Origin of the sequence: Mesorhizobium sp. M1396 (genome assembly GCF_040317725.1) — a bacterium.
Classification (GTDB): Bacteria; Pseudomonadota; Alphaproteobacteria; order Rhizobiales; family Rhizobiaceae; genus Mesorhizobium.
Genome location: NZ_JAMYLA010000046.1, coordinates 1 through 25936 on the forward strand (window position 1 = coordinate 1; position 25936 = coordinate 25936).

The 25936-nt window shown below is 58.8% G+C and carries 18 protein-coding genes and 3 pseudogenes; 5 read left to right on the top strand and 16 right to left on the bottom strand.

Annotated elements, in window-relative coordinates:
• The coding region (locus NKH02_RS25355) for a transposase (RefSeq protein ID WP_352882422.1) at positions 1-360 on the top strand (360 nt) is incomplete at its 5' end.
• Positions 361-799: 439 nt separating this feature from the next.
• Here the strand turns inward: NKH02_RS25355 and NKH02_RS25360 are convergent.
• The 13 genes and pseudogenes from NKH02_RS25360 to NKH02_RS25420 form a co-directional block, all read right to left on the bottom strand.
• On the bottom strand, positions 800-2113 hold the full coding sequence (locus tag NKH02_RS25360) for an HlyD family type I secretion periplasmic adaptor subunit (RefSeq protein WP_352441440.1): 1314 nt from the start codon (positions 2111-2113) through the stop codon (positions 800-802).
• The gene (locus NKH02_RS25365) at positions 2088-3863 is read right to left on the bottom strand and encodes a type I secretion system permease/ATPase (RefSeq protein WP_245260296.1); all 1776 of its coding nucleotides are present in this window, start codon (positions 3861-3863) and stop codon (positions 2088-2090) included. Before NKH02_RS25365 ends, NKH02_RS25360 begins: the two co-directional genes overlap by 26 nt.
• Positions 3864-4233: 370 nt before the next feature.
• Positions 4234-5034, bottom strand: a complete 801-nt coding sequence (locus NKH02_RS25370) for a calcium-binding protein (protein ID WP_031249252.1) — start codon at positions 5032-5034, stop codon at positions 4234-4236.
• 721 nt (positions 5035-5755) lie between these two features.
• Positions 5756-6268: pseudogene (locus tag NKH02_RS25375) on the bottom strand (beta-barrel domain-containing protein); the annotation flags it as partial.
• A 607-nt stretch (positions 6269-6875) separates the two neighbouring features.
• Positions 6876-7137: pseudogene (locus NKH02_RS25380) on the bottom strand (hypothetical protein); the annotation flags it as partial.
• Between the two features lie 30 nt (positions 7138-7167).
• Positions 7168-8118, bottom strand: coding sequence for a LysR family transcriptional regulator (locus NKH02_RS25385; RefSeq protein ID WP_023736274.1), 951 nt, complete (start codon positions 8116-8118; stop codon positions 7168-7170).
• A gap of 66 nt (positions 8119-8184) precedes the next feature.
• Positions 8185-8973: an ABC transporter permease gene (locus tag NKH02_RS25390; protein WP_023736275.1), complete on the bottom strand. Its 789-nt coding sequence runs from the start codon at positions 8971-8973 to the stop codon at positions 8185-8187.
• A gap of 3 nt (positions 8974-8976) precedes the next feature.
• Positions 8977-9888: a nodulation factor ABC transporter ATP-binding protein NodI gene (gene nodI, locus NKH02_RS25395; protein WP_023736276.1), complete on the bottom strand. Its 912-nt coding sequence runs from the start codon at positions 9886-9888 to the stop codon at positions 8977-8979.
• A gap of 43 nt (positions 9889-9931) precedes the next feature.
• Positions 9932-10177: pseudogene (locus NKH02_RS25400) on the bottom strand (carbamoyltransferase N-terminal domain-containing protein); the annotation flags it as partial.
• 35 nt (positions 10178-10212) lie between these two features.
• On the bottom strand, positions 10213-10821 hold the full coding sequence (gene nodS / locus NKH02_RS25405; protein ID WP_023736278.1) for a nodulation methyltransferase NodS: 609 nt from the start codon (positions 10819-10821) through the stop codon (positions 10213-10215).
• Between the two features lie 35 nt (positions 10822-10856).
• On the bottom strand, positions 10857-12215 hold the full coding sequence (gene nodC / locus NKH02_RS25410; RefSeq protein ID WP_352882425.1) for a chitooligosaccharide synthase NodC: 1359 nt from the start codon (positions 12213-12215) through the stop codon (positions 10857-10859).
• A 14-nt stretch (positions 12216-12229) separates the two neighbouring features.
• Positions 12230-12889 carry a chitooligosaccharide deacetylase NodB gene (nodB, locus tag NKH02_RS25415; RefSeq protein ID WP_023766912.1) on the bottom strand — a complete coding sequence of 220 codons (660 nt, stop codon included), beginning with the start codon at positions 12887-12889 and terminating at the stop codon, positions 12230-12232.
• On the bottom strand, positions 12886-13479 hold the full coding sequence (locus NKH02_RS25420; protein ID WP_023736281.1) for a NodA family N-acyltransferase: 594 nt from the start codon (positions 13477-13479) through the stop codon (positions 12886-12888). The genes nodB and NKH02_RS25420 overlap by 4 nt, the downstream gene beginning before the upstream one ends.
• Before the next feature lie 238 nt (positions 13480-13717).
• Here NKH02_RS25420 and NKH02_RS25425 point away from each other — a divergent pair, with 238 nt between their 5' ends.
• Positions 13718-14743, top strand: coding sequence for a LysR family transcriptional regulator (locus tag NKH02_RS25425; RefSeq protein ID WP_352612161.1), 1026 nt, complete (start codon positions 13718-13720; stop codon positions 14741-14743).
• A gap of 500 nt (positions 14744-15243) precedes the next feature.
• On the opposite strand, the gene NKH02_RS25430 is transcribed toward NKH02_RS25425, so the two are convergent.
• Positions 15244-16275, bottom strand: coding sequence for a LacI family DNA-binding transcriptional regulator (locus tag NKH02_RS25430; protein WP_023736284.1), 1032 nt, complete (start codon positions 16273-16275; stop codon positions 15244-15246).
• Between the two features lie 305 nt (positions 16276-16580).
• Positions 16581-17909: a dicarboxylate/amino acid:cation symporter gene (locus NKH02_RS25435; protein WP_352882427.1), complete on the bottom strand. Its 1329-nt coding sequence runs from the start codon at positions 17907-17909 to the stop codon at positions 16581-16583.
• A gap of 1268 nt (positions 17910-19177) precedes the next feature.
• Between NKH02_RS25435 and nifA the strand changes: the two genes are divergently transcribed.
• The 3 genes from nifA to NKH02_RS25450 all read left to right on the top strand — a co-directional run bounded on the left by nifA (position 19178) and on the right by NKH02_RS25450 (position 23432).
• Positions 19178-20944, top strand: a complete 1767-nt coding sequence (gene nifA, locus NKH02_RS25440) for a nif-specific transcriptional activator NifA (protein WP_352882428.1) — start codon at positions 19178-19180, stop codon at positions 20942-20944.
• A 218-nt stretch (positions 20945-21162) separates the two neighbouring features.
• A complete protein-coding gene (hisC, locus tag NKH02_RS25445; protein WP_352882430.1) occupies positions 21163-22302 on the top strand; it encodes a histidinol-phosphate transaminase in 1140 nt (379 codons plus the stop codon).
• 89 nt (positions 22303-22391) lie between these two features.
• On the top strand, positions 22392-23432 hold the full coding sequence (locus tag NKH02_RS25450) for an LLM class flavin-dependent oxidoreductase (protein ID WP_023736289.1): 1041 nt from the start codon (positions 22392-22394) through the stop codon (positions 23430-23432).
• A gap of 599 nt (positions 23433-24031) precedes the next feature.
• Here the strand turns inward: NKH02_RS25450 and NKH02_RS25455 are convergent.
• Complete coding sequence (locus NKH02_RS25455; RefSeq protein ID WP_352882468.1) at positions 24032-25924, bottom strand: ABC transporter ATP-binding protein; 1893 nt, start codon at positions 25922-25924, stop codon at positions 24032-24034.
• Between the last annotated feature and the right edge of the window lie 12 nt (positions 25925-25936).

Genomic DNA, 25936 nt, shown 5'->3' on the forward strand with positions numbered 1-25936 from the left:
GTCGGCGAACGCCGGTCGACTGGCGAGCAGAAATACTATGTGTCGAACTTACCGGCCGACGCGAGCCTCAAGCTGCTCGCCGCCACGGTCAAAGCCAGATGGATCTGCGAGCAGGCACATCAGCAGTTGAAGGAGGAACTCGGCCTCGACCACTTCGAAGGTAGATCCTGGACCGGATTACACAGACACGCCTTGATGACCATGATCGCCTACGCCTTTCTCCAATCCCGCCGCCTCAAAGCAGCGGGACGGAAAAAAAAGAGTCGGGGGGCCGCCGCCACAACCGAGCATGCCGGCCATCAGGCAGGCCATCCTCGACCTCTTCGCACGGCCGCCACCCAGGCGATGCCCCCACTGTGAGAAACTCCTCGCCGACGCCGTCGAATCTAAACTGCCAAAGTAGTGCTAGAAGCTCGGATCTTTGCGAAGCAGTGCTGGGTCCGCATTCCCGGCAAGCACCGAAACCGAGATGAGGCTTGGGATATGTTCGAGGCGATGTCAGCCACGCGGCACTGACTGACTTTCATTCCGCAGAAGAGAAACGAACAGCCCGCTGCCGCTGGTGGCGGTGTTTCATGTCGCCTTTCATGTCGCGCACCATTAAAAACCATTGAAAACCAAGGATACTCAGTTGCAACATGAAACGCGGACATTTCTGCATTTGAGGTACGTTAAGATGCTAAATTCACTACAGAAAGAAGTGGTGACCAGAGGCAAATGAGGAAATATGTCTGTGCCTTCAGGTGTTACCACTCTCAAAGAAACCAAGAAATACAACAATATATTTCTGTGGCTTATTTCATTCCTCCCGGAATGTCCGACTGATTTGGTCCGACAGCGGCTTCACAAAATAGGAAAGCGCCGTACGCTCGCCCGTCTGGACCATCGCTTCGGCCGGCATGCCGGGCACGAGCGTCAGGTCCTTGAGCTTCGTCAGTTCCGCATGCGGAACCGATAGACGCACCAGGTAATACGAAATGCCGTTTTTTTCGTCCGTCGCCAGATCTGCTGCGATCCGGCTGACATATCCGTTCAATTCCGGCGTGGTTCTCAGATTGAAGGCTGACATCCGCAGCACGGCCTTGTGACCAAGCTGGATTTGGTCGATGTCCTTCGGGGTGATCCGTACTTCCAGCGCAAGATCGTCGCCTTTCGGCACGATTAGCATGATCGGATCGGCGGGCGTAATCACTCCGCCGACCGTATGAACTGCGAGTTGTTGAATGGTGCCTGACTGCGGCGCGACGATATCGATCCGTCGCAGTTCCTGTTCAGCCGCCACCTTGCGCTCACCATACTCCCCGATCTGCGCCTGAACCTCTCTGAGCTCCTGGCCGACTTCGGTCTTGAAATCCTGATCGATCTGCGGGATCTGCAGGCGCGTTTCGGCTATGCGGGCTGCTGTCTGTGCCTGATGTGCGATCTTCTCACCGCGTTCACCACCGAAAGTGGCAACCTGGATCTTCAGGCTGTTCAACCGTTGGTCCGAGACAATGCCTTGGTCGCGCAGCCCACTCAGAACAGCAATTTCCTTTAGGAGAACCTCGATCCTTTTTTCACAGGCAATTTCCTGCGCCTCGAATCCTTCGATCTCGTGGTGATATTGAGTAATGTGTTCCGCCAGTTGCGCCTGCTTTCCGTCGCGGGATTGTCTGCGGAATTCGAACAGCAGCGTCTCGCTATGTATTGCCGAAGCTACGTCCGGAACATCTCTTCGGGCGAGCAGCCAGTCCGGGAAGGCGATCTCCGCGAGATCGTCACGTTCAGCATCGAGTCTTGCCTGGTAGGCGGCGAGCTCATCGAGCCGCTTGGTGACTATGGCGAGATTGGCGCGCGTCTGGGTGGCATCGAGCCGCATGAGGATGTCGCCGGCTTTCACTTTATCGCCTTCGCGCACCAGGATTTCTCCCACCACCCCGCCGGTCGGGTGCTGCACCTTCTTGACATAGGAATCGACGACAAAGTGTCCGGACGCGACAACCGCACCGGAGAGATTCGTGAAGGCCGCCCAGGCTCCGGCTCCTCCCACAAAGATTACGCTCGCCAGAAGGCCCGCCACCAGGTGGCGGCGAATGGAGCTGGAAACGTCATTGTTCTGATGAATGCCGGACACCGGGATCCTCCATGTCAGCGCGCTCTCCCACGTGATCCTGTGTAGACTCGATGGCGTTGACGCCAGCGCCTCGTGCCATCGCTGTCCCCTTCAGGACTTTGGAAAGCGCTTCATCACGCGCACCGAATGCTCGCTGCCGTCCACCTTCCATCACCAACACCAAATCCACGGCGCGGATGGCGCTGGGCCGATGGGCGACGACAACCGCAATGCCCTTGCGCTCGCGCACGGAGGCGATCGCCTTAATGACCGCAGCCTCGCCTTCCGAATCGAGATTGGCATTGGGTTCATCCAGCACAACAAGGAAAGGGTCTCGATAAAGAGCACGGGCAAGGCCGATACGCTGGCGCTGCCCGGCGGAAAGTGCCGATCCGGCCTCACCGATCGGAGTTTCGTAGCCGTGCTCAAATCGGAGGATCAGTTCGTGCGTGCCCGCTGCTTTCGCCGCGGCGACAATAGCCTCAGGGTCAGGATTATCTTCAAAACGAGCGATGTTTTCGGCAATGGTGCCGTCGAACAGTTCAACACCTTGCGGCAGATAGCCGATATGACGGCCTAGTGCTTCCCGGTCCCATTGATCGAGGCTTGCGCTGTCGATGCGAACTTTTCCGGCGACCGGCGCCCATGCGCCGACGATGGCGCGCGAGAGTGTCGACTTGCCCGAGCCCGATGCACCGATGATCCCGAGTGCGCTTCCCGCCTGAATGGCAAACGCAAGGCCGGTCACGGTCGGCTTCCTTGCGCCGGGCGGAACGATTGTCACGCCTTCGAGGCGCAGTTCGCGTTCAGGTGCAGGCATTGGCATAACGGCAGCGGATTCAGGAACCTTTTCCAGGAGTTCCTCCAGCCGCGCCCAACCCTGGCGCGCCATGAGGAAAGGTTTCCAGCTTGAAATGGCCAGATCGACCGGAGCCAGCGCGCGCCCCATCATGATCGAACTGGCAATCATAACCCCGGCCGTAGCCTCCTGTCTGATGACAAGGTACGCGCCGACGGCAAGAATGGCCGATTGCAGCAGCACGCGCAGCGATTTTGAAATGGCACCCAGCCCACCTGCCACGTCCCCAGCTTTCCGGTTGGCGGCCAGAAACTTGGCATTGGCCTTTTGCCATCGGGCAGCGATCCGCTTTCCAAGACCGAGAGCTTGCACGACCTCGGCATTGCAACGCGCTGCTTGCAGCAGACCATTGCGTGCCATGTTGTGGGAAACGGTATCGCTTATCGGCCGTTGCGAGAGAGTGTTGGCAAGGAGTGTCAGAGATGTGAGGCCGACCGCCCCGATAAGTGCCGTCATGCCGATCCAGAAATGAAGGAGGAAGCAAATGCCAAGATAAAGCAGCATCCATGGCAGATCGAAGAACGCTGTCGGACCATTTCCACCTAAGAAGCCGCGAACATTGTCGAGATCGCGAAGCGGCTGTAAGCCGTCGCCCGGCATGCGCGTTGAAAGCGGAAGGCGAACGATCGCATTGTGAACGCGTCCGGAAAACTCTCCATCGAAACGCTCGCCAATCCGCAGCAGCACGCGGGCGCGCAAAATGTCGAGCAAGCATTGGAACGCATAAAGCCCCGCAGCAAGCACGACGAGCCCCACCAGCGTCGATACGCTGCCACTTGCCAGAACGCGGTCATAGACTTGAAGCATGAACAGCGGCGAGATCAGCGCAAGCACGTTGACCACGCCGCTGATCAACAGAATTCCCCAAATAGCGGAAGTCAGAGGGAAAGGTCTCAAAGCTGAATCCTTCAAGGAATGGTTACTCACGTAGGTCTCCGTGAGGATCTGGCGACCCAGCTCCCTATATTGCTCCCCGAGCGGCAACCGACCTCGCTGATTCAGGATCAGTGCTCCCGCCGAATTTGTTTGGTTTGGCATCTAATGGAGCGGGTCAACAACGACACCGTCCGGCTGAAGGTTTGGAAGGGATTCATCGTGGCCGGCCGCAAGGGCCCGAACAGACGCCTTCAGGGAGATTTCGGTGTACGACCAGCGCGACGTGCAGGGCTTCGTCAAGCTGTACACGCTGCGACTGCTCCCGGCGCCCCGGCCCATCGCAAGTAGCGGAGACGGAAAGCGCCCGCCCAGGGGGCGGGGCGCTGTTCCGTATCGTTTTTCTGGATCAAACGAAGGTGAAGTCCGACGCGGTCAGGCCTAGGTCGGCCACGGTGACCACACCGCCCAGGTGGGCGAACTCGTGCGCGCTGCCGTCGGCGGTGACATAGGCCAGAGTTGCGACTCTGTCGGTGTAGCTGCTTTGGTAGACAATGATGTCGCCGGCGTGCTCGCCGGAGATCGCACTCGCTGCCTCATTAGCAGAGTTGAAAGATTCGCCAGTGATTACCACGACATGTTCGCCGTTCGCACCCGAGGCCGCGCCACTGTAGAAGCTGCTCACCGGGTAGCCGGACTGTATGCTGGCGTTGTTGACGAAGTTCGCGCCAAAACCGTCGTTGTAGAGGCCCACCGCATCGAAGGCGAACTTGTCCTCCGCCGGGTTGAAATCGGTGATAGTGGTAATGTCCGGCTTCGACCCGACACTCGGATTGACCCCAGGCACCGGATTGTGGAACTGGAACACGAACGTGTCATTGTCGGTGCCCCCGGTCAACGTATCCTGGCCGTCACCCACGTAGAGGACATCCTGGCCGGGACCGCCGCTGAGCCTGTCATTGTCCTCACCGGAGACGCGCGCGTTGAAGCGGCCGTTGTCGCCGGAGAGATCGTCCCAGCCATCTCCGCCGAAGATGCGGTCGTTACCCTCGCCGCCAAGGGCTCGGTCACTGCCCGGGCCAGCCGAGATCTCGTCGTTGCCGCCACGACCGTCAATCCAGTCACCGCCCTGGAAACCCTCCATCCAATCTTCACCCTTTGTGCCGAGGAGTGTTTCGGCATCCGGGCTACCCTCGATAATGTTTGCCATCGAAAAATACTCCTAATGATGCACCCTGCCTGACGCGTTCATATTGCCCATCGGGTAATTAGAGAAATCGATTGCTTGGATAGACACACATTTACGAAATGGATGCATTCACGTTCACTTCGCCCTTCCGCTGAGCAGTAGCGGGCTCGCAGGCGGCGGGGACGCGCCCAGACGATCGACCCGAACATTCACACTCAAGCGGACGAGGAAAACTTGGTAACCGGCCGCCCTGGTTGGGCCCAAACCTCTCTCTGTTTGCTCGACGCCGGCATACCCGCACCGTAAGCGCTGGACGTGGACAAGTTCCGGTGGCGGCGGGTACGGCGCGGCTCAGCGATGAATGGGGGCCGGAGACGGTTCCTTCCCCGACACGCATGCTGCTACCGCGCAACAGGGGGGGGCAATTTGCCGCCAATGGTCTCGTGATAGCGCCTTTCGCCGACAGGCTGTCGAAGTTGACCGAAGCCGAGCTGAAACGACAACTGACGGGTCCTCACAGCTGCGTTACGCATTCGCTCACCGTCAAGCCGGCCTCGGAAGAACAGGCATAGGGCTGTGTTGCCGAGTATCTCGCCAGCACTGCCCATTGCGAGCAATGGAACATTAGGGAGCGCGTTCGCGCGAGCCGAGAGTTCAAGGATCTCGGAACGACAGCTTCCGCACGTCGGCCGCACGGGCTCTACGCGACGCGGCCTACGCCAAGCTAACAGAATTACTTTCATTACTCGTGGAATGCCCGACTGATTTGGTCCGACAGCGGCTTCACAAAATAGGAAAGCGCCGTAGGCTCGCCCGTCTGGACCATCGCTTCGGCCGGCATGCCGGGCACGAGCGTCAGGTCCTTGAGCTTCGTCAGTTCCGCATGCGGAACCGATAGACGCACCAGGTAATACGAAATGCCGTTTTTTTCGTCCGTCGCCAGATCGGCTGCGATCCGGCTGACATATCCGTTCAATTCCGGCGTGGTTCTCAGATTGAAGGCTGACATCCGCAGCACGGCCTTGTGACCAAGCTGGATTTGGTCGATGTCCTTCGGGGTGATCCGTACTTCCAGCGCAAGATCGTCGCCTTCCGGCACGATTAGCATGATCGGATCGGCGGGCGTAATCACTCCGCCGAGCGTATGAACTGCGAGTTGTTGAATGGTGCCTGACTGCGGCGCGACGATATCGATCCGTCGCAGTTCCTGTTCAGCCGCCACCTTGCGCTCACCATACTCCCCGACCTGCGCCTCGCTGGACGAGGACAAGTTCCGCTGGGCGCGGGTGGAGAACGGCGTGATCCGGCTTGCCGCGCCCAACTGATGGCGCTCGTCGAAGGCATGGACTGGCGCGCTTAAGCCGAACGGAGACGGCGTCCGACGTCGGCCGGATAGGCCGTGGCGAAGTGACTCAGGCGCAAAAGGCGGGCCTCTGGCCGTGCAAAATAAGCTTTTGTCGGCGTCATGAAGAGAAGCGCTTTGGCCCGTCTCCACGAAATCGTTCCGCTCAAGGCGATATTCGTCCCCATGGCGGCGGAGAAGGCCGAACTGCAACAACTCCGGAGCGAACACTCAAGGCCGAGATCGTCCGGATGGCGACACACGAGCGTGCCCAGGAGAGGCTCGCCGACCTTCAGGGATCGTCAAGCAGCTGGAGCGCGGCGCTTCGGTCGCAGCTCCGAGAAGCTCGAACGTGCCCAGCAGGCCTGCCTTCGAATCCAGACCGGGCTCGGCGCGATTGAGTCCGAACTCGAGGCCGCAAGGCCGCAAGACCGACAGGCGAGCCGCGACGTGCTGCGCGACCGCGCAAGGCGTTCCCGGTGCATCTGGAGCGGGTCGAGATCGTCATCCGGCTCGACCCATGGGGGAAGAAGCGCTCCCGCAGCCAATCGTCCAGTCCGTCAAACGCCGTCGGCCGCACGGGCTTGCGAAACGGAACAGTCCCGCCCTCGCTTAGATGCCGATGCACGGTGTTGCGCGCGCACCCGAATTCCTTCGCCCGTCGGTTCCCCGCCAACCTCATGCCGCCGCAGCATCGCTGCCACCTCTTCAGGCTGAAGGATCTGCTCTCCCTGCATCGTTCTCGACAATGCAGGAATCGCCCAATCCCAATCGCCATCCATGCCTCCTCCCATAACCGAGGGGTCAGTTTCTCAATTCGGCCGACAACTGAGACGTCCGGTGCTCTTAGGCAGGGCAATCATACGAGATGCCTCCTGCAACATCATTTCCCGCATCCAAAGGCTTGCCGGATCATTATTGTGAAGCGCAGGCCATTGGACGGCCTCCGTGAATGCGGCAGGAAGTGGCGGCGGAAGTTCGACAATCCGCAAGGGTGTTAATTTCGCGAAATGCTGCGCCAGCCGCAACGGCATGGTCCCGATGCGGCTGGTGCCTGATAGAAGGGGCGGGATCATGCTAAAGCCGTGTACGACGACCTCGATACGTCTCTCGAAACCGTTCTCGAGCAAATACCATTCCTCGATGGAGGGCTGCCGGGTGTCCCCGAATTTAAGCACAACCTGCCCCATCGACAAGTATCGGTCGAATGTAAGTGGCTCTGACAGCTGCTTGTTCGTGCCGCAGCCTACGCATACGAGCATATCTTCGAACAGGGCTGCGCGAGGATGTTTCGACATGAACACTTCCGGCATAATCAGAAAATCAACGTCGCCGCGCCGGAGAAGCTCCTCGGGGTCGTCGGAAATAGGCAGACATTCGAAGCGGACGGCGGGAGCTTCCCGCGCAGCACGCTTTACGATCTTCTTAAAAAATACGAGTGTGAGGTAATCGGAAAGGATGATGCGGAAGCGACGATCCGATCCGACCGGGTTAAAGGGGTCCCAGGAAATAATCGACAGCTGGATGTGCAGCAATGCCTCCCGGACTGCTGTGGCGAGCCCCTCCGCGCGCGGTGTCAAAATGAGTTCGCGGCCGTTCATCGTAAATAGCTCATCGCTGAAATAGGCGCGTAACCGACCGACGGCGGCGCTCATGGCCGGCTGACTCAGGTTAATACTGCGGGCTGCGGCGGTGACTTTACGCTCCCTGATCAAAGCGTCCAGCACAACGAGGAGATTTAGATCGAGTCCCTTAAAACGCATGCATTGACCTATCCGATACGTGGATGGGTATCGCCCAAACAATCAATTTCACGAATGGTGAGAGCGTCAACGCATCAGCCGACGACGAAACAGAGCAACCGATAGGAAGAACGGCAAAACCGTGTATATGCAAAGCGCGCCGATATGCAGGCCCATGCTGCCGGCGGGACGGCCAAGCATCGCCGGACGAATGAGGTCAATTGCATGTGCGAGCGGCAACAAGGAGGCGACGTCCTGAAAAGCGCCGGGCAATTGGTTGACCGGAAACATCGCGCCGCAAAGGAACAGCATGGGTGTTATAACAAGCGTATTATAGAATATGAAATATTCATAACTGGGCGCAAGCGCCGTGACGACCATCGCTAGACTCGCGAAGGCGAGGCCACTGAGAGCGATGACTGGCAGCAAGCAGAGGATGGATGGCCACGATGCGTAGCCTAGCGTGGTCGCAACAATAGTGATTGCTGTGCCCGCCATCAGGGCCTTGGTGGCTGCCCACGCCAATTCGCCGAGTAAGATATCGCCGAGCGTCAGCTGAGTGCATAGCATTCCTTCCCAGGTGCGCTGGTCGCCCATGCGGCCGAAACTCCCGTAAACCGTTTCAGCGGTCGCCGATGCCATCGCGCTTGTGGCAACCATGCCAGCCGCGAGAAACGCAATGTACGAAGTGCCCTCAACAGGACCTATCATTGTTCCGATTCCAAAGCCGAGACCGAACAGATAGATCATCGGATCGGCGAGGTTGCCGAGCACCGATGCAAGCCCGATTTTCTTCCATCCAAGATAGTTGCGGCGCCAAACCGCGACCCAATTCCACGCATTGGCGGGCATGCCCGCCGCATAACGTTCGCCCATTGTTCAGTCCTCCATCTCGCGCCCGGTTAGCCGCAAAAACACATCCTCGAGATTGGGAGGACGCTGCAGAAGGCGTAGACCCGCGCGCCCGCGTAGCTGCGCCAGCACCTGCTCCGGATCGGGTGCATAGCAAAAAAGCGTCTCACCGCTCACCTCAATGCGCTGTGCGTACGGCCGGATCAGCGCACCCAGTTCATGCGGATTGCCGCCGTAGACCTCGACCACGTCACAGCCGATCTGCTCGTCAATGAGTGCGGACGGGCGGCCTTCGGCGATCTTGCGCCCCTCCTCCATAACGCACAGCCGATCGCACAACCGCTCGGCCTCTTCCATGAAATGGGTAGTCAAAAGAATAGTCTTGCCCCGCGCCAGCAGCGATCGCAGCCGTTCCCAGATCAGGTGGCGGGCCTGCGGATCGAGGCCGGTGGTCGGCTCGTCCATCACCAGCAAGTGCGGGTCATTGATCAGCGCACGCGCGAGCGTCAGGCGCCGCTTCATGCCGCCGGACAGTTCGGCGACGCGCGCATCCGCTTTGTTCTCGAGGCGGGCGAACTCAAGCAGCGATGGTATGACCGCATCGATCTGGCGTCTGCTCATCCGGAAGTAGCGCCCGAACACCAACAGGTTCTCGCGTACAGTGAACGCGGTATCAAGATTGTCGAACTGCGGGACCACGCCGATGCGCATACGTGCCAAACGCGCGCGCGCCGGCACTGGAACGCCGAGCACAGTAATCTTCCCCGCATCGGGCGATGTCATGCCGAGGACCATACGCGCAATCGTGCTTTTGCCCGCGCCGTTCGGTCCCAAGAGCCCGAAGCATTCCCCCGCCGCAACGCGGAACGACAGTCTGTCGACAACGAGCTTGTCATAAGTTTTGCTTACGTCAGTAAGATCGATCGCTACCATGGACATGGGTTCATTTTACCGAGAGGGACGCCAAGACTGGCGGTTGCTTGGTTGCCTGCCGGACCTGAAACTGTGACTCGTCTTCGCCATCCCAGCCGTCGATAACGAACTGATCGACATCACAAGGATTTAGCCCCTGTTCCGGTAAAGCGGCGACAATTGCGTAGAGATTATCGATGGCTTGGTAACGCGGATCGTTGTGCCGCTTTTCCTGGTCAACGCAGAAGACGAGCCGTCCATCCTCGACCAGGGCGATCGCCCCATCATGGGTCAGCTTGATACCAAAGATGCGCATAGTGTCTCCAGGTTAACGGCGATAGATTCGATTCATCAGGAAGCGGAAAGCGGGTTTCGGAAACGGACGAGCAAGCAGTCTTCGTTGACCGACTCGCCCCGACACTCAAGACGCTCTACCTCGATCAACGTTTCGTTCAGCATGGCGATGACCGGCTCAGCACCAGCGGCGTGACCCCAGCGACGGCAATTAGCATCCCTTGCCGATCCGAAGATCAGATGCCCGCCAGGCGCAAGCACCCGCACCAGGTTTTTGACGGCCTCGCGCATCTCGGCTATGTCTTCGAGATAGTAGAGGACCTCCGCCACAACGATCAGGTCAAACAACTCGTCGGTCGAAAACTGTTGAACATCGGAGACTATCCAGTTGATGCGCGACGGCTCGTTTATCCGTTGACGTGCTCGAGCAATCGCTTGCGCCACGACATCGATGACGGTGAGCCCTTGGCAGTAGGGGGCTAGTTTTTCCGTGAATGCGCCGGCAGCGCACCCGACTTCGAGGGCATTTGAAATGGAGCCTTGGGCAAGCGCCAGCTGGAGCATTTGCGTGTGGCGCTTCCGCTCGAACGGATTGCCGTCGAGAAGCCACGGATCGTCTGCGGCCAATTCCCGATCAAGCAACTGATGATTCACGTTCTGGGTCAAACTCGTGCACCTCTCGTCCACTAGGTAATTAGCGATCACTCGTCGCCGCAAATGTTGCCCGACAGCACTAATTCCGAAGAATCCCGCGCAAGATTGAGCCTGCGAAGCGGAGCCGCATGCGGCGAGAATTCTGCCCTGCTGGAACCAGTGATCGGAGTTTGGGTGGGGGCCTGTTTTCCCCCAGTGTTCGATGTAGCGACAGCAGAGCCTCGCGACAGCCAATCGCTATTGCTCAATGTACACAGCGCGTAGGCTTTCAACGGAAGCAAGAGAAAGATGTTGATGAACGTGTGCAGCGAAAAGCCCAGAAATCGAAACTGTCGGGCACGAAATGCTACCACGCTGCATCGGAGCAGGGTCATGGACACAATCATCAGTCCTGTCCACCAAGGCACAGAGCCTGTCAGTGCGAAATGTGCGAGGCCCGTTAATACCGATATGGCGAGGAGTAGCGCGCCGAGATTCTGTCCGACCACGTCCAACGTGAGATAGCTATTCAGGCTGGGCAGCAAGCGCAGCCCAAGCAGCGTGTCCCGGAATGTGCTTCGTGCCCAACGGAGTTGTTGGCGCAGATACGGTCCTAGTCTGTTCGGGACGACTGTGGCCGCGATGGCGCTCGGAACGTACTCGGTTCGAAAGCCTGCTTTCAGCATCAGGATAGTAAGATGGCGATCCTCACCGAAGTCGCTTGGCTTGCCCCGAAAAAACTGCGACTCGTACTGGTCCAGTAACAAAAGGAGCGCAGACCGGCGGTACATGGCACATGGGCCGCAACAGCACATAACGGCACCGAAGCGAGCCTGCGCCGCGCGCTCCTCGTTGCAAGCCAGCCAGTACTCCATGTCTATCAGCCTGGTCAGCCAGCTCTCGGTCCGGTTACTGGCCGTCAACTGACCCATGACTGCGCCGACCGCTGGATCTCGCATCTTCGGTACAAGCTTGGCAATGACGTCGGACGCGAGTAACGTGTCTGAATCAACGTTAAGCACCAGATCCCCTGATGAGCGGCGTATCGCGGCGATCTGCGCCTTGCGCTTTCCAACATTCTCGGGAAGCAAAATGATGTCGAACCTAGGGTCGCGCGCGTAGGTTTCGTGGACAGTTCCTAAGGCTTCGCGATTTCCAGAACCGTCATCAACCACATAGACCCGAAGTCTTCCGGCGTATTCTTGGTCGGCAATGGAAGCCAGGCACTCTGAAAGCGTGCGCGGATCCTCGTTGAAGCAGGGGACGATGACATCCACGCTGGGCAGTTGATCGGAGCCGACGAGAACCTCCAACGCCGATGAGTCGTTTGTCGGCAGAGCATAAAGCCCCTGCATGCTCTTATAAGCAGTCGAGAGCAGCGCATAAAGCGATATGGCCACAGTGCTGGTTGTACCAAGAAGAGTCATGGGATCTCGTTTGTTCAGTGATGTTGAGGAAGTGAGCGGATTACAAATCCGCGCTCACGCAATGCTGGAATCAGCCGGGACAGCGCCGTGACCGTCTGGTCGCGCAGACCGGCGTGAGCGCCCCGGCCCAACTCGCCGGGAGGGCATCCGTCGTGCAAGAGTACGATTGCGCCCGGCCGGACAGAGGCGAGCACTTTATCGATAATCGCGTCGACCCCAGGGCGAGACCAATCTCGAGGGTCGACGGACCAATGGAGGGCCGCCAGCCCGGCGATCTGTGACGCTGTGAAGACTTCTTCACTCCAGGCGCCGTAGGGCGCGCGAACATAGCGCACCGAGGCCTGCGGGCACGCTCTCATGATGGCGTCGTTCGCTTCAAAGACCTCACGTTGCACTTCGCCGAAACCGCATTGGTACAGATCCGGATGAGACATCGTGTGGTTGCCTACCTCGTGCCCTTCTGCGATCATCCGTTGGATTAGATCTGGGTGCTCTAAGGCGTAGGCGCCGATGACGAAGAAAGTCGCCGGCACCCGCTGCTCTGCCAGCACATCGAGAATCTCCGGTGTGAAAAGTCGATTGGGACCGTCGTCAAACGTCAGATAAACGCTGCGACGGCCGGTGCCGTCAGAGCACTCACGGCGCACTTCGTACAAGCAATCGGGACGGCTCATAGCTCTGGTCCGTTCCGATCTATCATCGTGCCCGTGGGCCATTCGCTGATCGGCCGTCCAACCGGCAGAACAATGGTGAGTGCGTCATCGATGCGTGTGGGCGGCAGGTCGAGGCGGGCCTCTGGTCGGGTCGAGCGCACGCGAATTCCCGACAAAACGGCCAAAGGCCTGTATCGCCGCCCGAACCTCTCAACATGATTCCGCAGCGCGTCCCGGACCGTTCCGAAAGCGAATGGAACGCCAAGCTCCTGCAGTATTGGAAGCATGACATGGATTGAATGGGCGATTCCGAGACCCTCAAGGTCCGGGCGTACCCCGTACAGGCCCAGCTCAGCCACCAACAGGTCGACCGCGTCAACCTTGATGAAACGGCGCAGTATGCCCATGTGAGCCGCTACACCACTTGAATCATAGGCGATCACGCGGAGTTCAGGCCTGGCTCCGGCCCAGCTTCGACTACCTTCGAACGGTTCTGCGTTGGACGCCCCAGTCGGCCCGTACGTATCACGAAAGAACTCGGCGAGCTCAACGTGATCGGAGAGCTGCAATTCGTTTTCCCAGCACAACTTCCACTGCACCTGATGGCGCATTCAGGACCTCTCTTCATATTAGTTTTTTGCGGCCGCATTACCCGACCAAAGCGGCGCTGTTGGCTGCATTCAGCCGTTGTCGTTGGCGAAGGTGAGCCAGACGCTCTCTCGAAGTTCCGGCCCGTGTCGTCGATTTGAGCTTGACGTCGCTCATTAACGTTCCTCTAATGCATGGCTCGTAAATTCGTAAAATTGATTGTTTGAATGATACGCATCCACGCGTTGGATAGAACATGACATGCGTTTCAAGGGACTCGATCTAAATCTCCTCGTTGTGCTGGACGCTCTGATGAGGGAGCGTAAAGTCACTGCCGCGGCTCGCAGTATCAACCTGAGCCAGCCGGCCATGAGCGCCGCCGTTGCTCGGTTACGCGCCTATTTCAACGATGAGCTATTTACGATGAACGGCCGCGAGCTCATTTTGACACCGCGCGCCGACGGGCTCGCCACAGCAGTCCGGGAGGCATTGCTGCACATCCAGCTATCGATTATTTCCTCCGACGCTTTCAACCCAGCCCAATCGGATCGTCTCTTCCGAATGATGCTTTCCGATTACATCACGCTCGTATTTTTTAAGAAGATCGTAGAGCGTGCTGCGCGGGAAGCACCCGCCGTTCGCTTTGAATGTCTGCCTATTTGCGACGACCCCGAGGAGCTTCTCCGGCGCGGCGACCTTGATTTTCTGATTATGCCGGAAGTGTTCATGTCGAAACATCCTCGCGCAGTCCTGTTCGAAGATATGCTCGTATGCGTAGGCTGCGGCACGAACAAGCAGCTGTCAGAGCCACTTACATTCGAGCGATACTTGTCCATGGGGCATGTCGTGCTCAAATTCAGGCACACCCGGCAGCCCACCATGGAGGAATGGTATTTGCTCGAGCACGGTTTCGAGAGACGTGTCGAGGTCGTCGTACAGGGCTTTAGCCTGATCGCGCCCGTCCTGTCAGGCAGCAACCGCATCGGGACCATGCCCTTACGGCTGGCGCAGCATTTCGCAAAAACAACACCCCTGCGGATTGTCCAACTTCCGCCGCCACTTCCTCCTCCCGCATTCACGGAGGCCGTCCAGTGGCCTGAGCTTCACAATACTGATCCGGCAAGCATGTGGATGCGGGAAATGATGTTGCAGGAGGCATCTCGCCTGGCGCCTTTGCCTGAAATCAATGAGCGTCTCGGGCACGCCGATCCGACCTTGCGGTTGTTGGTACCGACTGCCACCTCGATTTCACGTGCGAAGTCCCGGAAGATGTTAAGCCCCACTTAAACACCGGGCCTTTGCCCAGCAGAGCGGCGCAGTTGCTTGTCAAGTACGAGGGCCAGGAACGAGCAGAACACACGCCCGGGGTTGCTACTGAATTGACTGCCGCCTCCGATTTTGCTTGCGGAGTCCCAGAAGATGCTCAGCCCCACTTAATTGCCAACGTCGCAGGCCTTGCCGCGGCTTTTCACGCGCGGCCAGGCGAGGAGATGGCGGTCGACGTGGTCGATCATCTGTGCCAGCCTCGCTCGGCTACCGGCGTCGACGACAGTCCCCTGCACCGAGAAAGTCGGGCACTTGGCAATGAAGCCGGTCGAGCTTGACGCTGCGGACCCGGCAATTGACCCCGCGCTTCGTGAACGCGTGGCCGATCCGTTCATCTAATCGGCGCTTCATTCTGCCCGGCTGAGGTCCGTGGGTGCGGCCACCCCGCGGGATGGGATCATCATTCAACTTTCTCTCGTTTATGAAAGGAAACTCCCCGCTCACGATAGAGTCCATGAGTTTCATATATTTTCCGGCAGATGGATGTCGAACGGGAGAAATGTCTGTCCGGGCGTTTCAGCGGTGCCGGTCTCGATAGCCCGCGTCATCAGCGTTATCAGCTCCCGGCAAAGTCGGCGCATTGGCGTGGCGACCGCCATCGTGACGATATTATCTGCGAGCGCCGCCCGAGACTCCGGTGTGATTTCATTCACGATCGCGACGAGATCGCGACTTTTGCCCTCTTCTCGGAGCGCGGAGATGGCGCCCTCCATGCCGCCGCCGGCGACATAGAAGCCGACGAGCTCGGGCTCTCGCTGCATGAGATCAAGCGTTGCCTCGTAGGTGATCTGCCGTTTCTCGAGGTTCATGACAGGATCCAGCACCTCGAACGTGGGCGCGTTCTCACGGCAATAGGAGCGAAAGCCGACGTCACGGAGCTCGTGCCCCTGGAAACGATGGCTGCCGACAAAAACCGCCACTTTGCCGGGCCGTTTTGCGACCTTCGACACCATCCAAGCGGCCGTGCGCCCCACCTTGCGGTTGTTAAGGCCGATATACCCCTGTCGCACGCCGGCGGCGAAGTCGGAAAGCAGCGAGAAAACCGGAATGCCTTTGGCCTTGAGGTCCTCAACCGCTGCTGTAATTTTCGGGTGGTCCGGTGCCACCATCGCGATCGCATGGCAGCGTGCGCCCAAATCCTTGAGCCGCGCGATCAGGTCGCTCGGCATATGTGACGGGGCGAATTCGACGAGCGGAATGCCGTGGAAGGACTGGGCCAAATTGACCGATGCTTCGACCTCGCGTGCAAAATCTTGGTAGAAATGCTGGGCCGGTTTTCTCAAGATGAAGCCCAGACGGTAGTGCGGTAGGTCTCGCCGTAAGCGCTGCTTGATTAGCCCGGCAGCATGATAGCCGATCGCGTGGGCGGCGTCGTGGACCCGCCGCGCGGTCTCCTCGCGCACCGGATGGCGGGCGTTCAGAACCCGATCGATCGTTGCTACGCTGACTCGGGCTTCGCGGGCGAGATCGGCAATTGTGGGGCGCTTGGTCATAGGTCCCTATTCTGATCGGTTTTTGACGCGGGCCGGCTCTCTGTCGCCTAACGCGTTTCGGTTTCGGGTGGCAAAGTGAAAACGTCCCATACGAATGGCCAACAGCGTGTTGGACGAACATCATTCCAGACGTAAACCGGCCGGGTATACTGGAAGGCTCATTCGCTTAAAGGGCGGTGACGGTTTGCACTCACACATTTAGCGCTTCGGCTACATGGTCCGTGAGGAGCCGTTTAGAGGCTGCGGGTCGGTCGTTCAGTTCATGTGACCAGCTAGGCGACTTAACAGGTCGTGGGCCGCCCACCTTACTTGGAGGAGGGTAGCCGGTTTGATGCCTCGGCAAGCTGATGACCGCAGAAGGCGGCTTTCATCTGTGCTCGGTCCAATTCTCCTTCCCAGCGGGCGACGACGAGGGATGCCACTGCGTTGCCGACGCAATTCGTCAGCGCCCGGCATTCGGACATGAAGCGGTCGATGCCGAGTATCAGTGCCATCCCAGCAACGGGAACACTCGGAACTACGGCGAGCGTAGCCGCCAGGGTGATGAAGCCCGCGCCTGTGACACCTGCAGCGCCCTTGGAGGAAAGCATTGCTACGAGCAGCAGCAGCACCTGATCGCCGATGGACAGATCCGTGTTCGTCGCCTGCGCGATGAAGAGGGCCGCCAGCGTCATGTAGATATTCGTGCCGTCCAGATTGAATGAGTATCCGGCCGGGATGACGAGACCCACAACCGAACGCCTGGCGCCCGCCTTCTCCATTTTCTGCATCAGCGAAGGGAGCGCCGCCTCCGAGGAGGACGTTGCGAGGACAAGCAGCAGCTCTTCCTTGATGTAGCGAATGAGAGAACAGATCGAGAAGCCGTTGTAGCGACAGACCGCGCCGAGAACCCCGAACACGAAGAGGAAGGCGGTGAAATAGAACGTCGCGACCAGCATCGCGAGGTGGACCACCGAACCGATGCCATATCTGCCGATGGTGAAAGCCATTGCGCCAAAAGCGCCGATCGGCGCGGCCTTCATCAGAATTCCAACGAGCTTGAAGACAGGCGCGATGAGCGCCTGAAGGAAGCAAACGACAGGCTTGCCCGGCTCGCCGGCCATCGCAAGCGCCATGCCGAACAGAACCGAGAAGAACAGCACCTGCAGGATGTCGCCTTCCGCGAAGGCACCGACGATCGTTGGCGGGATGATGTTCATCAGAAAGCCGGTGACCGACTGCTCGCTGGCTTTTGCGGCATAGGTATTCACGGCCTGGACATCGAGCGAGGCCGGATCAATGTTGAGGCCGGCGCCAGGCTGGACGACATTGGCGACGATGAGGCCGACGATCAGCGCGAGCGTCGAGAAGGTGAGGAAATAGACCATTGCTTTACCGGCGACCCGGCCGACCTTATGAAGATCGTTCATGCCGGCAATGCCGGTGGCAATTGTCAGGAAGATGACAGGCGCGATGATCATCTTGACCAGCTTGATGAAGGCATCACCCAGCGGCTTCAGGCTCTCGCCGGTCTCCGGATAAAAATAGCCAATTGCGACGCCGAGCGCGATGGCGGCAAGCACCTGGGCGTAGAGCTTGGTGTAGAAGGGTTTGCGGGGCGCGGGACTCGCGCCGCGGACTTGTGCAGCTGACACTGGTTCTCTCTCCCTGACCGGATCGAGGTGGCGTGACTTCTCCCTATCGCGGCGCTCCGGTCGAACGCTGCACCAACGCCGCCGCAATACCCATGCCAGATGAATCCGCATGACCTGAACTGACGTGGGCTCGCCAATGATGGAGGAATGCGGTGTCAGACCAGCGGGATAGGCCGCGGTCCGGCACGCCCTTGATGTCTCTGGCAGAGTGCTGCCGGTCGATCCCTCTGGCTAGCGGTTTGCTGCACAGAGCGTGGTGGGTTCCTCGTTTTAGCCGGCTTTGGACCGGGCCGCATCGCTGGCGCCAGCGCGTACCAAATAGGTCGCCTGTTCATAAGCCCGTCCAGATGACAGGCTAACTTACCCCTGTTCGGAAGCGCTGTGAGAAGCGAGTTCCTCTCGCCGGAACGCCTGCGCCACATGACGAAATCCGTTGGTCTAGAGGAGGCCGAGAGCTTCGCTTTCCCTGACTAGCCGTGGCACCCATGATGGAATGAATGCGCTGGCACAAGGCGGGAACGACGAGGGTCCAGCACGACCCGTTGATGTTCACTGACAGAGTGCTGCCGGTCGATCCCTCTGGCTCGCGGTTCATCGGTGGCATCAGAGCCGAGAATGGCTGTGCTCTTTGCAGCGCTCCCGCTGCATGAAAGCCACGTCGAGACGTAGAGATTGACGCCGTTGGCGCTGACCACGACGATGCGATCTGGAAATTGCGAGCACCGCCTACCAAGCCGTACTCGACGCCAGCTTCGCGCCTTCACACGCGACACCGCCGCCGCATGATCAACTCGAGCAAAATGGCGGTTGCCGCAAACGACCAGTGCCGTTGGCGGTTATTATCACTTCCGCCCCTCCTTCGCGGGCGCTGGTGAATGGCACGGCCCGGCTTTTACACTCGGCGCGGTCAGCCGCTCGGGCACCGCATCGCCGGCGCAAGTATTTCCGTCGTTCAACGGCAAAAACAGAATTGATGAATTCTATCATATGCCGCGAGGTTTCCTTTCACGAATGAAAGAAAGCTCGATTGACTATCCCGCCTCGCTCCAGTCTGTTGAAAACAACGTGTGGTTGCCTTGGTGCAAGCCGAGACCATGGCCAAGCTTCGTGGAGGGGAGAGCCAAGCGATGCATCAGGGTTCGATCCGCTTTGCACTCGACCAAACGGCGGCGGCACGAGTTCACGTCGGAGTATTTTCGCGCTTGCTCGCGACGTCGCGGGCGCACATGCCGCCGGCCTACGTTTGATGGCGCGAGATCGAGGATCACATGCACCACAACATTCGCAAATCAGAACAAAATGCCAGCGAGTGCGGCATATCGCTGCCGGATGCGATAAGGGGTTGTCCAACGTCCGAGACGAATCCTGCGAATGGGGCATTGCACGAGCGCGCCCTCACCGGAATCTTCGAAATATCGAAAATACTCACCGGTCCCGCCCGGCTCGAACTCACGTTGGCCAAGGTCGTTGATCTCCTGCACTCGTTAGTGCAGATGCGGCACGGCATCATCACTCTCTGCGATGCCGAGGCCGGACTGGACATCACCGTGGCCAGCGACTGCGACACGAACAGCAATGAGCCCTCCCGGTCGCGCGTGCCGCGCAACGCCATCGATCAGATTGTGACGACGGACACGCCGCTCATCGCCGAGGACATAGCGATGCATCCGGCCTTCACTGCCGCTGACATCGAGGTGCTTGGGGCCTCCGACACCGTGTCCTTCATCGGCGTTCCCATTCGTGTTGATGGGAACGCCGTAGGCGCGCTGACTATGGACAGGGCTTTGGAAAGCAGGTCAAGCTATCGGCTCGATTACGATGTCCGACTGCTCACCATGATTGCCAACATGGTGGGACAGACAGTCAAGTTGCACCGCTTCTGCGCGGGGGACCGCGAGCGACCGCCGGAGTTGGAAGATCGGCTGCAAACGAAATTTTCAGATGTTAAGCACCCTGCACCCCGGCGCAAAAAAGTTCATGTCGAGGGGATGATTGGTGACAGTCCGGCGATAAGCGCGCTGCTGGAGAAGATCGCTGTCGTAGCCAAGGCAAAAACCACGGTTCTGTTGCGAGGCGAGTCCGGTACCGGGAAGGAGCTGGCTGCCAAGGCAATTCACGAGTTGTCGCCGCGCGCCAAGCGGCCCTTCGTTAAACTCAATTGTGCAGCGCTCCCAGAGACAGTCCTGGAATCCGAATTGTTCGGTCATGAGAAGGGTGCCTTCACAAGCGCATTCAATTCCCGCAAGGGGCGCTTTGAGCTCGCTGACAAGGGGACGTTGTTTCTGGATGAGATTGGCGAGATCTCGGCCTCGTTCCAGGCAAAGCTACTGCGCGTGCTGCAGGAGCAGGAGTTTGAGCGCGTCGGCAGCAATCAGACCATTAAGGTCGATGTTCGCGTGATTGCCGCCACGAACAGGAACCTGGAAGAGGCGGTTGCAAGGAATGAGTTCCGCGCCGACCTATACTACCGCATCAACGTGGTTCCCTTGCTGGTACCAGCATTGCGCCAGAGGCGCAGCGATATTCCGCTGCTCGCAGCTGAGTTTCTCAAGAAGTTCAACGACGAGAACGGCTGTACGCTTACCTTCGATCCGTGTGCGATTGAAGTGCTGATGAAATGTGAGTTTCCCGGCAACATTCGCGAGCTTGAAAATTGCGTGCACCGGACAGCGATCCTGGCCGAGGGACTATCAATCGGGAGAAACGACTTTGCCTGCTCCCAAGGCCAATGCTTTGCCGAGGCGCTGTGGAAGTGCAGATCGGGCAAGGCCGCGCTGCAACCAGCGCCGATCCTGCCGGAGTCAGTGAATCCGGCCACGCCGCCGGATGCGGCAGCCTGTTCGGCCGCGACCACAGTCCCGCGTGCCGGCGCAACACACCCAATTGGCGCGAGGACCCCCGACATAGAGCGCGTCATTGCTGCCATGGAAAGATGTGGCTGGGTGCAGGCAAAGGCAGCGCGCCTCCTTGGACTGACCCCGCGCCAGATTGGCTACGTGCTGAGGAAATACGGCGTCGAGATCAAGCGTATGTGAAACCGAGCAGATGAGCTGAGCTGCTTAGCGCCTTGCGGCAGCGATGCAGGTCCGCGTCCGCTTCCACTCGATTCATCGAGGACAGCCTGGCCGAATTCCCGTGTCTGCGTTGCGACCATCGTGTGAGAGGCAACGCTTCCATCGTCAATCCTGTCCGCCATGTTGCTCTCGTTGCGAGCTCATACGGATGCCCCTGGTGAATGAAACGGAGTTAAAATATGTCCGATGCAAAACTGCAAACTGTGCTTTCGGCTCTTCCGCCAGTGACGCGACAGTTAGATGCTCTGCCGTCCAACGGACCAGCGCCGGACGGAAATTTTGTCAAGCTGAATACGAATGAGAACCCGTTTCCGTTGCCGCCAATCATAATGCAAAGTGCAGTGGCGGCCCTCAAGTGCCAGTATCTATATCCGGATGACGATAACATCAGCTTGAGGGAAGCGGCGTCCAGCACCTATGGCGTTTCCAGGGATCAGGTCATCGCAGGCAACGGGTCGTCTGAACTGCTCGGACTCATCTACAGAGCTTTCCTCGCGCCTGGCGATAAGGTTGCGATGATGTCGCCAGGGTTTTCGTTCAACCGCAAACTTGCCATGATTCAGGGCGCCGAGTTTCTCGAAATCGGATGTCAAGCTCATTCCCTGCCAATGGAGCAATTGCTTTCCGGTCCGGCAAAAGACGCCAAGTTCATTATGTTGGCCAATCCAAACAATCCGACCGGAACATTCCTCCCGATAAGCGATATCGAACGCCTCGTAGCACAATCAGACCGCTTGGTTGTCCTTGATGAAGCCTACGTCGACTTTGCACCCGATCATGGCCTGCGCCTCATCAACCAGTATCCGAACGTTCTGATCTTGAGGTCACTCTCGAAAAGCTATGCCGCCGCCGGCATTCGCGTCGGTTTCGGTTTCGGTCACCCTGAAATTATTGGCAGGCTGCGAAACATCCAGAACGTCTTCAACATGAACGTCATCGGGCATGCCGTTGGTATCAGCGTGCTTGCGCATCGCGGCGCCTACGCAGAGAACCACAAGCACATCAAGGGTGAACGAGAGCGAGTGACAGTCGCGCTGTCGCAACTCGGATTTTCCGTAACGCCCTCCCGCGCAAATTTCTTGCTGGCCCGTGTGCCCGCGGGACAGGACGGCTCATGGTGGCAAGCAGCATTGGAAAGGCAAAAGATACTTGTAGCGTTTTTTCCGGACAAAGGCTTGGAACACTGCATCCGCGTTAGCATCGGCACAAAAGAGCAGATGGATGCATTTCTTGCTGCCGCTGGCGACATTGCTGGAAGCTTAACGGTGCCAAGCTCCAAGGGCAGGGAAGCGTCAGACTCTGCTTCTTCGTTACGCTGACGCTAATCGGCGATCACACACATCTCTTCCCACTTGCTTGGTCATCCCAGCAAGAGAACAGCCTGCTTTTAAAATCGGGGACTTATCGAGTGACAAACGTCTTTCCTTCAAACCTAGCGTTCGGCATCTTCGATCATCTGGACGAGGATGGCCGCGACATCGGTCGGCAATACGAAGATCGCCTGATATTAGCAGAGGCGTGCGATCAGCTAGGGTTCTATGCCTATCATCTCGCAGAACATCACTGTACTCCCCATGGGAGAGGTCCATCGCCGAATCTGTTCTTATCGAGCGTCGCCCAGCGCACCCGGCGCTTGCGTCTCGGACCCTTGGTGATGCTGCTTGCGCTTTATCATCCGCTGCGTGCGTTCGAAGAGATCTGTATGCTGGACCAGTTGAGCGGTGGCAGGCTCGAACTGGGCATAGGGCGCGGTGCTCTCCCGATCGAATTGGGCTACTTCGGGATTGGTGCGGACGCGGTGCCGGGCCGTTATGCCGAAGCCAGCGAAATCCTCATGGAAATACTTGTTAATCCGATGAAGGTCGGCACGCTATGCTATCAAGGCCGCCATTTTGATCTCAATGACGTTCCTTTGACGTTAAGACCTCATCAGCGTCCACATCCGCCGACATGGGTCGCTGCCAATCGACCCGAGTCCGCAGCTTGGGCGGCTGCGAATGGAACAAATATCGCGTGTGTAGGACCTTCCTCTTCTGTTCGCAAAACTACTGATGCGTTCCGCGCCTATCGAGAGGACAACGCTGGCGCGGGGGATCAGGCGCAATTTATCGGATTGCTCCGCATGGTCGTGGTTGGGCGTTGTGACACACATGCCTATTCGCTCGCGGCACCTGCTTACGAACGCTGGCTCAAGAGCTTCCAATTCCTTTACGAGCTTAACGCTATCCCCACTCCACCAAACCTGCCGCTGACCTTCGATGCGGCAGTTGAGAGTGAATTGTGCGTGGTAGGATCAGCAGAATCTGTGCGAAAAGCTCTGTTAGGTCAGTTGGAAGAGGCAGGTGCCAACTACCTGCTTTGTCAATTGGCATTTGGAAATCTGCCGCTAGATGCTTCCCTGTACACTGCGACGACCATTCAATCCGAAATCATGGCTCGACTTGGCTGACCATGAAATTCGCAGTCTGAGGTTGAATCGTTGTACAGCGCTCCTTCACATCCACGTGCTCGAGCGTGCACGTGGTGGGGACGGGCAATCGGGAGGGAGGCCAAACTGACGACGAGCCGGCGGCACAGAATACCAGGTTTGTGCGTTGGCTGGCGTCTGGGCCATCTTGTGAACCTGGATGATCCTAAGGAGATGATGGCCGAGCGCGTCACGATGCAGGCACGCGTCTGCTCTCGCGCTCGCGCTACCCGTTGCCCATAGCCCGCCGCAGAGGTTCTTCTCGCCCGGGGCGGCGTCGGTGCGGCGCCTCCAGCTTCATCAGCGGCCCGGCGGTAGCAGAGCCGCCACTCGCTATGGCGCTGTTGAGGGCGCGCTCGCGAGCGGCTTTGCTACGCCCAGCCACCACCAGGAGCGAGCTCGCCCGATGATGGGGTGCACCGCGGTCGGGATACGATGCTGGAGGAAATCGTTCGCAGCCGGTCTTCACGAACTGCGAGGAGTGCTTGTCCTTGAATGCTGCCTGCTGGCCGTCTGCGGTGCCTGAGTGGTCCGCCGACACGCCCGAAAGTCAACGCCACTACCACAAGGCCGCCAAAAAGTCAGGTCTGGGAGCCAGCTTGCACGGTGGTCTCGTGTTCGGGGATGTCGTCGAAGGAGGCGTGGTTGAGATAGTAGAGTTTGGAATACAGGCCGCCCATGGCTATTAGCTCATCGTGCTTGCCAGTCGCAACAACTTGGCCATTCTGAAGCACGATGATGCGGTCGGCCCCCCGGATCGTGGCGAGACGGTGGGCGATGACGAGGCCAGTCCGCCCTTCAAGCAGCTTGATCAGAGCCTTCTGAATCTGCAATTCCGTGTAGCTGTCGATGTTGGCGGTAGCTTCGTCGAGCACGAGGATCTTGGCGTCAGCGACGAGGGCGCGGGCGAAACTGATAAGCTGGCGCTGGCCGAGAGATAAGTTGTCGCCGCGTTCGCCAAGTTGGGTCTCATACCCGTCGGCGAGGCTCATGACGAAGTCATGCGCGCCGACCGCCTTCGCCGCCTCGATCACCTTGTCGCGCGTGGCTTCCGTCTTCTGGTATCGAATGTTCTCGAAGACCGTCCCGGTGAACAGGAATGGCTCCTGCAGCACCATGGCGACCTGGCGGCCGAGCGATTCTTGGGTGAGGTCGCGCACATCATGCCCGCCGACCAGCACCTGACCCTGCTGAACATCATAGAAGCGGTGGACCAGGGCCATCGCACTCGATTTGCCAGAACCGCTCGGTCCGACCAGTGCGACCGTGTCGCCGGGGTTGACCCTGAAGGAGACATTTTTCAGAACCGAACGGTTCGGATCGTAGCCGAATGTGACGTCCCTAAACTCAACCGAGCCGTCCATTTCGGGCGAAAGTACCTCCGCATTGGGTTTGTCCTGAACATCGATCTTGACATCGAGCACATCGGTCAGGCGCTTGCCTGAGGCCATGGCGCGCTGCATGATCGAATATTGCAGGGTGAGTGAGCGGATCGGGTCAAAGAAGCGCTGGATGTAAAACAGGTAGGCTACCAACACGCCCACATCTATACGGCTATTCACGACCATCGAGCCGCCGACCACAATAACGGCGGCCAAGGCGAGGCCCGTGAGGCCATCGACGATAGGCACCATGACCAGTGCATATCTGGCAGCGATCAGTTGGGTCCTGAGGTTGGCATGGGCCCGGTCGTCGAAAAGAATGAAATTCACCTGCTGGCGATCCATCGACTGTATGGTCCGCACGCCGTGAATGGCTTCGGCCAGCGCGCCATTGACGACGGAATTGGTTTCGTGTGCAGCCATGAAGGCGTCGCGGGCACGCGGCAGCCAGACAATGCGGACGATCACCAGGATCGGCAGAACCGACAGCGTCAGGAGGCCGAGGCGAAAGTCGAGCCACAGCATTACGAAAACGATGCCGAAGAGAAGTGCAACATCGCCTAGGGAATATACCGAGGTTTCCAGGAACTCCTGTATGGAGTTAACGTCGCCTTGCAGGCGCGACATCAGGCGTCCGACCTCAGTCTTGTCCATGAAAGAGAGCGAAACCTTTTGCAGATGGCCAAACATGGCGCGGCGGATGTCGAACAGGACAGTTTCGGCAATTTTCCCATCCAAGGTTTCCTGCATGTAACCGGCGGCGAAATTGACCAAAATCGCCGAAAGGAACGCGCCGACGGCCGCAAGCTGGGCTGAGCGATCGCTCGCTGCCGGGTTCATGCCCTGGTCGATCGCGTAGCGGATGATCAAGGGGATGAGAAGCTGCGTCCCGGTGAAGATCAACATCGCGACAATCGTGACAACTACCTTTGCCCGATAGGGATGGACGAAGCCCCAGATCCGGCGGAGGATGCTCTTGTCGAAAGCCCGGCCGAACATCTCCTCCTCGATCCGGTGCGAGCCGACGACCGCGCGCGGAGGGCGTCTGCCGTCGTCACGTTCGGCTTCGAGTTCGCCGGGGCCCTGGTCCATCAGCGGGCGCCC